This window comes from Streptomyces swartbergensis, from assembly GCF_002148965.1.
Lineage (GTDB): Bacteria > Actinomycetota > Actinomycetes > Streptomycetales > Streptomycetaceae > Streptomyces > Streptomyces swartbergensis.
This window is the reverse complement of sequence record NZ_NGFN01000318.1, coordinates 1-9,962: the sequence shown is the minus strand read 5'-3', so window position 1 is coordinate 9,962 and position 9,962 is coordinate 1. Positions and strand designations below refer to the sequence as shown.

Genomic DNA, 9,962 nt, shown 5'->3' with positions numbered 1-9,962 from the left:
GCCGTTCTCCACCGGAACCGTGCTCGTCTACAAACGCGGCGGCTACGTCTGCGCCGTGACCCTCACCAAGAAGCCCGGCGTGAAGCGGAAGATGTCGGTGAGCGTGCAGGCACGCGGCAACCGCCCGGTCGTCGACGAAGGCCGGTACTCCTACCACGCCGGCCCGGTGATGGTGCACGCCGGGCGCCGCTGCGTATGGCTGAAGGGCAGGGCTCGGTCAGCTCCGGCTGGATCCTGTGCTGACGTCCGGCGCACAGAGGGTTTTCCCTATGTCCCCTGGTGCTGGGGGGAGTTGGTCCGCTAGCTTCCGGCGCACATCTGTCTCACAGGGGAGTGCGCATGCGCAAGGCGCTCAGATGGCTGCTGGCGCTCACGGTGCTCATAGGCACGTTGAGCACGGCCGGAGCGGCCACCGCCGCCGAGCCGGAGGCCACCGGCACCGACAGCACCACTGACATCAAGGAAAGGCTGCTCTCCATACCGGGCATGAGCCTGGTCGAGGAGAAGCCGTACACCGGCTACCGCTTCTTCGTCCTGAACTACACCCAGCCGGTCGACCACCGGAAGCCGTCGAAGGGCACGTTCCAGCAGCGCATCACCGTGCTGCACAAGGACGTCGCGCGCCCGACGGTCTTCTTCACCAGCGGCTACAACGTCTCCACGACACCCCGCCGCAGCGAGCCGACCCAGATCGTGGACGGCAACCAGGTCTCCCTGGAGTACCGCTTCTTCACCCCGTCCCGGCCCGCCCCGGCCGACTGGTCCAAGCTGGACATCTGGCAGGCCGCCAGCGACCAGCACCGCGTCTTCAAGGCGCTGAAGGGCATCTACGGCAAGAAGTGGATCTCCACGGGCGGCTCGAAGGGCGGCATGACCGCCACCTACTACGAGCGCTTCTACCCGCGTGACATGGACGGCGTGGTCGCCTACGTCGCCCCCAACGACGTCGTCAACAAGGAGGACTCCGCCTACGACCGCTTCTTCGCGCGCGTCGGCACCGAGGAGTGCCGCGACCGGCTGAACGGCGTGCAGCGCGAGGCACTGGTGCGCCGCGAGCCGCTGGAGAAGAAGTACGCGGCCTACGCCCAGGACAACGGCCTCACCTTCAAGACCATCGGCAGCCTGGACAAGGCCTACGAAGCGGTCGTCCTCGACTACGTCTGGGGCTTCTGGCAGTACAGCCTGCTCAAGGACTGCGACCAGATCCCGGCGAACGCGGCGACCGCCACCGACGACGAGATCTGGACGTCCGTCGACACGATCTCCGGCTTCTCCGCCTACGCCGACCAGAGCCTGCAGACGTACACGCCGTACTACTACCAGGCCGGTACGCAGCTGGGCGCGCCGACGATCGTGTTCCCGCACATCGAGAAGAAGTACATCCGCTACGGCTACCAGCCGCCGCGCGACTTCGTGCCGCGCGACATCCCGATGCGCTTCCAGCCGTGGGTCATGCGGGACGTCGACACCTGGGTCCGCCACAACGCCCGCCAGATGCTCTTCGTCTACGGCCAGAACGACCCGTGGGGCGCGGAGCCGTTCCGGCTGGGCAAGGGCGCGAAGGACTCCTACGTCTTCACGGCGCCCGGCATGAACCACGGCGCCAACGTCGCCGGCCTGGCCGACAAGGAGAAGACTCTCGCCACCGCCCGCATCCTGAAATGGGCCGGTGTCGCGCCCGCCGCAGTGGCACAGGCCAAGCCGCTGGCGAAGTTCGACGCCAAGCTCGACAAGCGGGACATACAGCGTGAGATGACACTGCGGCCGTAAGGCCACTGGTTTCGTCTGTGTTGTCGCGCCCGGCTGCTCACAGCGGCCGGGCGCACCCCACGGGCCGGTCGCCGCCGAGCCGGACGTACAGGGCGGTCGACACGGGGCAGTCGGGGCGCCCGGCGACAGCCTCGGTCACCTCGTACTCCGGCTCCTGCTCGCCCTTCCCGTCGCACGCGGTCTCCCGGACCTGCCCGTCGCCGGAGCTGTAGACGCAGTCGCCGACGATGGTGCGGGGCCCGCCCCCGCCGCCCGGGTCGCCCGGGTGCGGCGGCTGGAGGTTGCGCATGCAGGCGTAGCCCTGCGGCACCGCCCCGTCGCCGTCCTCGTCGGACGCGGGCCGCTGCTCGCTGATGTGCAGCACGAAGTCCGTGGTCGCCGGGCAGCGCGGCCCGTCCCGGACCGTGCCGTCGTGCCGCGCCACGACCCGGGCCGCCGCCCGCTCACCGGCGCACGGCACCTCGGTGAAGCTCGTCGTACCGAACGAACTGCACTCGTCGACCGCGAGGAACACCGCCCCGTACCCCGATGGCCGGGTCACCGGAGCCGACCCGGCAGCGGAAGTCCCGGACGCCGGCCCGCCCAGCCGGCCGTCCTCCGCGACACCCGCCGAGGGGCTCTGGCACCCGGTCAGCAGTACGCAGACCAGCACCAGAAGCCCCCACACCACCCCCGCCGAACTTGTCGTACGCATCGCTGTCCCCCAGTTCCCCGGCCCAGCGTGGCCCGCTCGGCGGGCGCACGCCAGGCACATGGGAGGGTTTGCGCACCTTGGGGGTGGTGCGCCCGGTCCGTGGCGTACGTCTAGTACGACAGCCCGTACCCGATCGGGTACAGCACCTGCTCCGGATCATCCGCCCGCCGCACCGCCACCGGGAGTTTCCCGCGTGGTTCCACCCGTCCCGCGATCACCCGTGCGGCGGCCCGCAGTTCGACGTCGGTCCAGGAGTAGGCCGCGAGGCACGCCGGGACGGAGGGCAGGTGCGCCACGTCGTACGGATTGCGGATCGCGACCGCCACGACCGGCCTCCCCGTCGCCACGAGCTGCTCGACCAGCGTCTTCTGACCGCTGCCCGCCGTGACGTTGTACGTCGCCGCCACCACCGCGTCCGCGTCCCGCGCCGCCGCGACCGCCCTGGCGATGACCGCCGCGGACGGGGCCGTCCCGGTCGGCAGGGCGGTGGCGGTGAAGCCGAGCCCGGTCAGCGCGGCGGCGAGCACTCCGGTCGGCGGCCCGGTCGTCCCCGACGGCGAGGCCGGATCGGCCCCGACCACCAGCACCTTGGGGTACCGGCGCCGGGACAGCGGCAGCAGCCGCCCCTCGTTGACAAGCAGGGTGGTCGTCCGCTCGGCGATCCGGTCGGCCGCCGCCAGGTGTGCCCGGGTGCCGACGGTGCGCTCGACACCCTCCCGACTGACGTACGGCGCGCGGAACAGCCTCAGCTTCGTCTTCAGCCGCAGGATCCGCTGGACCGACTCGTCGAGCCGGGCCTCGGTCAGCTCGCCGTTGCGCACGGCTGCGAGGACCGCGTTCCAGGCGAGGTCCAGGTTCGGGGGGTTGAGGAGCTGGTCCACGCCCGCTTTCAGCGCGAGCACCGGCACCCGGTCGTCGCCGTACTTGGTCCGCACGCCCTCCATGCCGAGGGAGTCCGTGACGACGACCCCGTCGTAGCCGAGCCGCTCGCGGAGGATGCCGGTGAGGATCGGGCGGGAGAGGGTGGCCGGGTCGCCGGAGTCGTCGAGGGCCGGGACCATCAGATGCGCGGTCATGATCGAGTCGATGCCCGCGGCGATCGCCGCCCGGAACGGCGGTGCGTCCAGCTTCTCCCACAGTTCCCGGCTGTGCGTGATGGTCGGGAAGCCGGTGTGGCTGTCGACGTTGGTGTCCCCGTGCCCGGGGAAGTGCTTGGCGGTCGCCGCCACCCCCGACCCCTGGTACCCGGCGACCTCGGCGGCCACCAGCGCGGCCACCGCCCGCGGGTCGGCTCCGAAGGACCGTACGCCGATGACCGGGTTGGCCGGGTTGACGTTCACGTCGGCCACGGGGGAGTAGTCCTGCCGGATGCCCATCGCCCGCAGCTCACGCCCCGCGATCCGCCCGAGCGTCCGGGCATCGGACCGCGACCCGCCCGCGCCGACGGCCATGGCCCCCGGGAAGAGCGTCGCGGGCCTGCCCACCCGGGCGACGATCCCGTGCTCCTGGTCGGTGGAGATGAGCACGGGCAGCCCGCGCGGCAGTTCGAGGGAGGCCCGCTGGATGCCGTTGGACAGATCCGCGATCTGGTGCGGGGCGCGGGTGTTGTGCGCCCAGGCGAAGTAGATGATGCCGCCGACCCGGTACTTCGCGACCAGCTCGGCGGCCGTACGGACCCCGATCTCCTTCAGGTTGGCGTCGATGTCGGCCTGGTCGGGTGCGGTGGCGGAGTGGCCGTACACCCGCGTCACGAAGAGCTGGCCGACCTTCTCCTCCAGGCTCATCCGGGAGATGAGGCCCTGGAGCTTGCTGTCATCGGCGGCGTACGACGGGCCGCTGGCCGCGAGAGCGGCGGTGACGCCGGCCGTGGCGGCGAGGACGGTGCGTCTGGAGGGCTGTGCGGTGTTTCCCGTGCTTCCCGTGCCGGTGTCGTGCACGTGCGCTCCTTCCGGAGGTGATCCGCTCGGATCCGCTGAAGGAAACTTCCGAAGGGTCACCAATAACCGGGAAGTTTCTGCCAGTCAAGGGAGTGCACATTAACCGCACCGGGGCCGCCACCGGCGCGGTTGGAGGGGGACGCGCCGATGGCGGCGGTGCCGCCGGCCGCGGTACGGCGGAGAGGGTGGTCAGCGATCGCAGCCAGCAGCGAGGGCCGACACCGCACCGTGGTGACTCTCCGGCGGCCTGCGATTGGACGATGGGAGCCCGGGCCGGGTTCCCGACACGGGCCGGATTTCCGCAAGTCGGTACGCGGGGTGAACCAGGGGTTCAACGGGGCGGATGAGCCGATGTCCTTCGGCGTCACCGGCCCGCGGGTACCGGGGTATTTCGTTCGACGACCCGGGCCGCGTACGGAAGACTTCCCCGCGTGAGCTTCGTACTGGAAGGCCCCGTCCTGGAGGGTGCCCTGGTCCGTCTGGAGCCCTTGGGGCATCGGCACGCCGCCGAGTTGGCGGCGGCGGCGACGGAGGACCGGGAGACCTACGCCTTCACCTGGGTACCGGGCGCCGACGAGGTGGGCGCCTACATCGACGCGCAGCTCGCCCGCGCGGCGACGGGGCGGCTCGCGCCCTACGCGCAAATCTCCACGGCCACGGGACGAGCGGTCGGCGCCACGGCCTACTGGGAACCACGCTGCTGGCTCACGGACGACCACCTGGACGCCGTCGAGGTCGGCTTCACCTGGCTCGCCCGCTCGGCCCAGGGCACGGGTGTGAACGCCGAGGCGAAGTTCCTCCTCTTCCGGCACGCCTTCGAGCAGTGGGGCGTCTCGCGCGTGGACCTGAAGACCGATGCCCGCAACAGCCGTTCCCGAGCTGCCATCGAGAGCACCGGCGCCCGCTTCGAGGGCGTGTTGCGCAACTGGTCCCGGTCATGGGCACCCGGCGAGGAGGGGCGGCTGCGCGACTCCGCGATCTTCTCGGTGACGGCGGCGGAGTGGCCGCGGTGCCGGGAGCGGCTGGAGGAACGGGTGAACGGGTTCCTCGCACGGTCGTAGGCCACGACCCGATACGGCCGCTGCCCCGCCCGGATCCGCGGGGCAGGGCAGCGAGAGCGCGCGCTTCAGGGCCGGATCACAGCGTGTGCTCGACGAACCTCGCCGCCGTCTCGGCCAGCACCTCCCGTCCGTCCCTCGCCCACAGCCCGTCGTTGAACAGCTCGACCTCGATGGCACCGGTGTAGCCGGCGGCCTCCACGTGCCGCTGCCACTGACGCATGTCGATCGAGCCGTCGCCGATCTGGCCACGTCCGGTCAGCACGCCCTGAGGGAGCGGAGTCGTCCAGTCGGCGAGCTGGAAGGTGTGGATACGGCCGCCCGCGCCCGCCCGGGCGATCTGCGCGGGAGCCGTGTCGTCCCACCAGATGTGGTACGTGTCGACGGTGACCCCGACCTGGTTCGCCGGGAAGCGCTCGGCCAGGTCCAGGGCCTGGGCCAGTGTCGACACCACGCAGCGGTCGGAGGCGTACATCGGGTGGAGCGGCTCGATGGCCAGGCGGACGCCGTGCCGCTCCGCGTAGGGGCCCAGCTCCGCCAGGGCGTCCGCGATGCGTTCGCGGGCGCCGTGCAGGTCCTTGGAGCCGGCCGGGAGGCCGCCCGAGACCAGGACCAGGGTGTCGGTGCCCAGCGTCGCCGCCTCGTCGATCGCGCGGCGGTTGTCGGCCAGGGCCTCCGCGCGCTCGCGCGGGTCGATCGCCGTGAAGAAGCCGCCCCGGCACAACGTTGTCACCGTCAGGCCCGCGTCCCGGACCAGCTTGGCCGTGGCCTCCAGACCGTACGACTGCACCGGTTCGCGCCACAGGCCGACGTTGCCGACGCCCGACTGGACGCAGGCGTCCACCAGTTCCGGCATCGACAGCTGCTTGACCGTCATCTGGTTGATGGAGAAGCGCTCCAGCTCCGCGGTGCTCACTGGTCCACCCCGTACACGCTCAGCAGGTTCTTCATCCGCTCCTCCGCCAGCTTCGGGTCGGGGAACAGGCCCAGACCGTCGGCGAGTTCGTACGCCTTCGCGAGGTGCGGGAGGGAGCGGGCCGACTGGAGGCCGCCGACCATCGTGAAGTGGGACTGGTGACCGGCCAGCCAGGCCAGGAACACCACGCCCGTCTTGTAGAAGCGGGTCGGGGTCTGGAAGAGGTGGCGGGACAGCCCGACCGTCGGGTCCAGCAGCTCCCGGAAGCCCTTCACATCACCCGTGTCGAGCACGCGCACCGCCTGCGCCGCCAACGGGCCCAGCGGGTCGAAGATGCCCAGCAGGGCGTGGCTGAAGCCCTGTTCGTCGCCGGCGATCAGCTCGGGGTAGTTGAAGTCGTCGCCCGTGTAGCAGCGCACGCCCTGCGGCAGGCGGCGGCGGATGTCGATCTCGCGCTGCGCGTCCAGCAGCGAGACCTTGATGCCGTCGACCTTGTCCGGGTGGGCGGCGATGACGTCCAGGAAGGTGTGGGTGGCGGCGTCCAGGTCCGTGGCGCCCCAGTAGCCCTCCAGCGCCGGGTCGAACATCGGGCCGAGCCAGTGCAGGATCACCGGCTCGGACGCCTGGCGGAGCAGGTGGCCGTAGACCTCCAGATAGTCCTCCGGCCCCTTGGCGACCGCCGCCAGGGCCCGGGAGGCCATCAGGATCGCCCGCGCGCCCGACTCCTCGACGACCGCGAGCTGCTCCTCGTACGCGGCGCGGATCTCCGCGAGGCTGTACGGGTAGCCGATCTCGGTGGCCGAGAGCTGGTCCGTGCCCACACCGCAGGCGATCAGGCCGCCGACCGACTTCGCCTCCGCCGCGGACCGGCGGGTCAGCTCCGCCGCGCCCGCCCAGTCCAGACCCATGCCGCGCTGGGCCGTGTCCATCGCCTCGGCGACGCCCAGCCCGTGCGACCACAGATGGCGGCGGAAGGCGAGGGTGGCGTCCCAGTCGACGGCGGCGGGCGAGTCGGGCGACACGTCCGCGTACGGGTCGGCGACGACGTGCGCCGCCGAGTAGACCGTGCGGGAGGTGAAGGGCGTGCCGGGCGTCACCAGGAGCGGTTCGGTGCGCGGCTCGTACGTCCGCGTCGCCCCGTTGCTGTCCGGGAGTCGGATGGTCACGGCTGGATCTCCGGTACGTCGATACGGCGGCCCTCGGCCGAGGACTTCAGGCCCAGCTCGGCGAGCTGGACACCGCGGGCACCGGCCAGCAGGTCCCAGTGGTAGGGGGCGTCGGCGTAGACGTGCTTGAGGAACAGCTCCCACTGCGCCTTGAAGCCGTTGTCGAACTCGGCGTTGTCGGGGATCTCCTGCCACTGGTCGCGGAAGACCTCGGTGGCGGGGATGTCCGGGTTCCAGACCGGCTTGGGCGTGGCGGAGCGGTGCTGCACGCGGCAGTTGCGCAGGCCGGCGACGGCCGACCCTTCGGTGCCGTCGACCTGGAACTCGACGAGCTCGTCGCGGTTGACGCGCACGGCCCAGCTGGAGTTGATCTGGGCGATGGCGCCGCCCTCCAGCTCGAAGATGCCGTACGCGGCGTCGTCGGCGGTGGCGTCGTAGGGCTTGCCGTTCTCGTCCCAGCGCTGCGGGATGTGGGTGGTGGCGATGGCCTGGACGGACTTCACGCGGCCGAACAGCTCGTGCAGGACGTACTCCCAGTGCGGGAACATGTCGACGACGATGCCGCCGCCGTCCTCGGCCCGGTAGTTCCAGGACGGGCGCTGCGCGGCCTGCCAGTCGCCCTCGAAGACCCAGTAGCCGAACTCGCCGCGCACGGACAGGATCCGCCCGAAGAAACCGCCGTCGATGAGGCGCTTCAGCTTCAGCAGGCCGGGGAGGAAGAGCTTGTCCTGGACGACGCCGTGCTTGATGCCGGCCTCGTTCGCCAGCCGGGCGAGGTCCAGGGCGCCGTCGAGGCCCGTCGCCGTCGGCTTCTCGGTGTAGATGTGCTTGCCGGCAGCGATGGCCTTCTTCAGGGCCTCCTCACGGGCGGAGGTGACCTGGGAGTCGAAGTAGATGTCCACCGTGTCGTCGGCGAGGACCGCGTCCAGGTCCGTCGAGACGTGCTCCAGGCCGTGCCGCTCGGCCAGCGCCTGCAGCGCGTGCTCACGGCGGCCGACCAGGATCGGCTCGGGCCACAGCACGGTGCCGTCGCCGAGGTCGAGGCCGCCCTGCTCACGGAGGGCGAGGATGGAGCGGACCAGGTGCTGGCGGTAGCCCATGCGCCCGGTCACGCCGTTCATGGCGATACGCACCGTCTTGCGTGTCACGTCGTTCCCTTCGTACGCGGTCGTCGCGCCGCGTACGCCCCACCCTTCCCTGGTGGCCCGGTGAGCCGCCTGTGGACTGGTGAGCGTTACAGCAAGCGCTTTCTATATGGGAAGAAGCTAGCCTCTGAACCGCGGTCCGGACAAGACCGTGACCAGGACGAGTTGTTCGAGGGGGCGAACAACCCGGGGCCGGGGGCTTAAGGTCTGCTCGGAACCATGGCCATAGGTCCATCGGTGCCAGGGTCTCGGTTCCATCGGAACCAAGGCCACAGGTCTGTATGTGTACGAGGGCGACGAGGGCGGACGACGAGATGCGCGACCGGAGGACGACGAGATGACGGTGACCCTGGCGGACGTGGCGGCCCGCGCGCAGGTCTCGCCCGCGACGGTGTCGCGCGTGCTGAACGGGAACTACCCCGTGGCCGCCTCCACCCGGGAGCGGGTGCTGAAGGCCGTGGACGAGCTGGACTACGTGCTCAACGGGCCCGCGAGCGCCCTGGCCGCCGCCACCTCCGACCTGGTCGGGATCCTGGTGAACGACATCGCCGACCCGTTCTTCGGGATCATGGCGAGCGCGATCCAGGGAGAGATCGGCGGTCCGGGCGGCCGCGCGGGCGGGGAGAGACTCGCGGTGGTCTGCAACACGGGCGGCTCTCCCGAGCGGGAGCTGACGTACCTCACGCTGTTGCAGCGGCAGCGGGCGGCGGCCGTGGTGCTGACCGGCGGGGCGATCGAGGACGCGGCGCACCAGGCGGCGATGGACACGAAGGTGCGGAAGCTGACCGACGCCGGGACGCGGGTCGTCCTGTGCGGACGGCCGCCGGCGCCGGAGACCGGGGCGATCGCGCTGACCTTCGACAACCGCGGCGGCGGGCAGGAACTCACCGAGCACCTGATCGGGCTCGGTCACCGGCGGCTCGGCTACATCGCCGGCCCGGAGGAACGGACGACGACCCGGCACCGGCTGGAGGGGCACCGGGCCGCGCTCGCCGCGCACGGCATCGAGGAGGACCCTCGGTGGACGGTGCACGGGCGGTACGACCGGCGGTCCGGCTACGAGGCGACGCTGGAACTGCTGCGGCGTGACCCGTCGCTGACGGCGGTCGTCGCCGCGAACGACTCCGTCGCGATCGGGGCGTGTGCGGCGCTGCGCGACTCCGGGCTGCGGATTCCGGAGGACGTGTCGGTGGCCGGTTTCGACGATCTGCCGTTCAGCATCGACGCGGTGCCTTCGCTGACGACCGTGCGGTTGCCGTTGGCGGAGGCCGGGGGG

Annotated in this window: 8 protein-coding genes and 1 pseudogene; 4 read left to right on the top strand and 5 right to left on the bottom strand. The window is 71.3% G+C overall.

Annotation, left to right across the window (positions count from 1 at the left end; all coding sequences use genetic code 11):
* Both CA983_RS34495 and CA983_RS34490 read left to right on the top strand, forming a co-directional pair.
* Nucleotides 1-243: pseudogene (locus CA983_RS34495) on the top strand (hypothetical protein); the annotation flags it as partial.
* A 96-nt stretch (nucleotides 244-339) separates the two neighbouring features.
* Nucleotides 340-1,770 (top strand): S28 family serine protease, encoded by a 1,431-nt coding sequence (locus tag CA983_RS34490; protein WP_086604699.1) that lies wholly within the window; start codon nucleotides 340-342, stop codon nucleotides 1,768-1,770.
* Between the two features lie 37 nt (nucleotides 1,771-1,807).
* On the opposite strand, the gene CA983_RS34485 is transcribed toward CA983_RS34490, so the two are convergent.
* Both CA983_RS34485 and CA983_RS34480 read right to left on the bottom strand, forming a co-directional pair.
* Nucleotides 1,808-2,464, bottom strand: a complete 657-nt coding sequence (locus tag CA983_RS34485) for a hypothetical protein (protein WP_086604698.1) — start codon at nucleotides 2,462-2,464, stop codon at nucleotides 1,808-1,810.
* 110 nt (nucleotides 2,465-2,574) lie between these two features.
* Nucleotides 2,575-4,401: a glycoside hydrolase family 3 protein gene (locus CA983_RS34480; protein ID WP_086604697.1), complete on the bottom strand. Its 1,827-nt coding sequence runs from the start codon at nucleotides 4,399-4,401 to the stop codon at nucleotides 2,575-2,577.
* Between the two features lie 431 nt (nucleotides 4,402-4,832).
* Between CA983_RS34480 and CA983_RS34475 the strand changes: the two genes are divergently transcribed.
* Entirely contained in the window at nucleotides 4,833-5,462 is a 630-nt protein-coding gene (locus CA983_RS34475) for a GNAT family N-acetyltransferase (protein WP_086604696.1), read from the top strand.
* Between the two features lie 76 nt (nucleotides 5,463-5,538).
* Here the strand turns inward: CA983_RS34475 and CA983_RS34470 are convergent, their stop codons facing one another.
* Genes CA983_RS34470 through CA983_RS34460 form a run of 3 tightly spaced genes read right to left on the bottom strand, consistent with a single transcriptional unit; the run spans nucleotide 5,539 to nucleotide 8,689 of the window.
* Complete coding sequence (locus tag CA983_RS34470) at nucleotides 5,539-6,375, bottom strand: sugar phosphate isomerase/epimerase family protein (RefSeq protein WP_086604695.1); 837 nt, start codon at nucleotides 6,373-6,375, stop codon at nucleotides 5,539-5,541.
* On the bottom strand, nucleotides 6,372-7,541 hold the full coding sequence (locus CA983_RS34465) for a dihydrodipicolinate synthase family protein (RefSeq protein WP_086604694.1): 1,170 nt from the start codon (nucleotides 7,539-7,541) through the stop codon (nucleotides 6,372-6,374). The genes CA983_RS34470 and CA983_RS34465 overlap by 4 nt, the downstream gene beginning before the upstream one ends.
* Nucleotides 7,538-8,689, bottom strand: a complete 1,152-nt coding sequence (locus tag CA983_RS34460; protein ID WP_086604693.1) for a Gfo/Idh/MocA family protein — start codon at nucleotides 8,687-8,689, stop codon at nucleotides 7,538-7,540. The genes CA983_RS34465 and CA983_RS34460 overlap by 4 nt, the downstream gene beginning before the upstream one ends.
* A 334-nt stretch (nucleotides 8,690-9,023) precedes the next feature.
* On the opposite strand from CA983_RS34460, the gene CA983_RS34455 reads away from it, so the two are divergent.
* Nucleotides 9,024-9,962 (top strand): LacI family DNA-binding transcriptional regulator (locus CA983_RS34455; RefSeq protein ID WP_086604700.1); only part of this gene is annotated, 939 nt, incomplete at its 3' end.

Excerpts from the sequence above, each read along its gene's own strand:
- CA983_RS34490 (WP_086604699.1), top strand. The coding sequence starts at position 340 with ATGCGCAAGGCGCTCAGATGGCTGCTGGCGCTCACGGTGCTCATAGGC.
- CA983_RS34485 (WP_086604698.1), bottom strand. The coding sequence starts at position 2,464 with ATGCGTACGACAAGTTCGGCGGGGGTGGTGTGGGGGCTTCTGGTGCTG.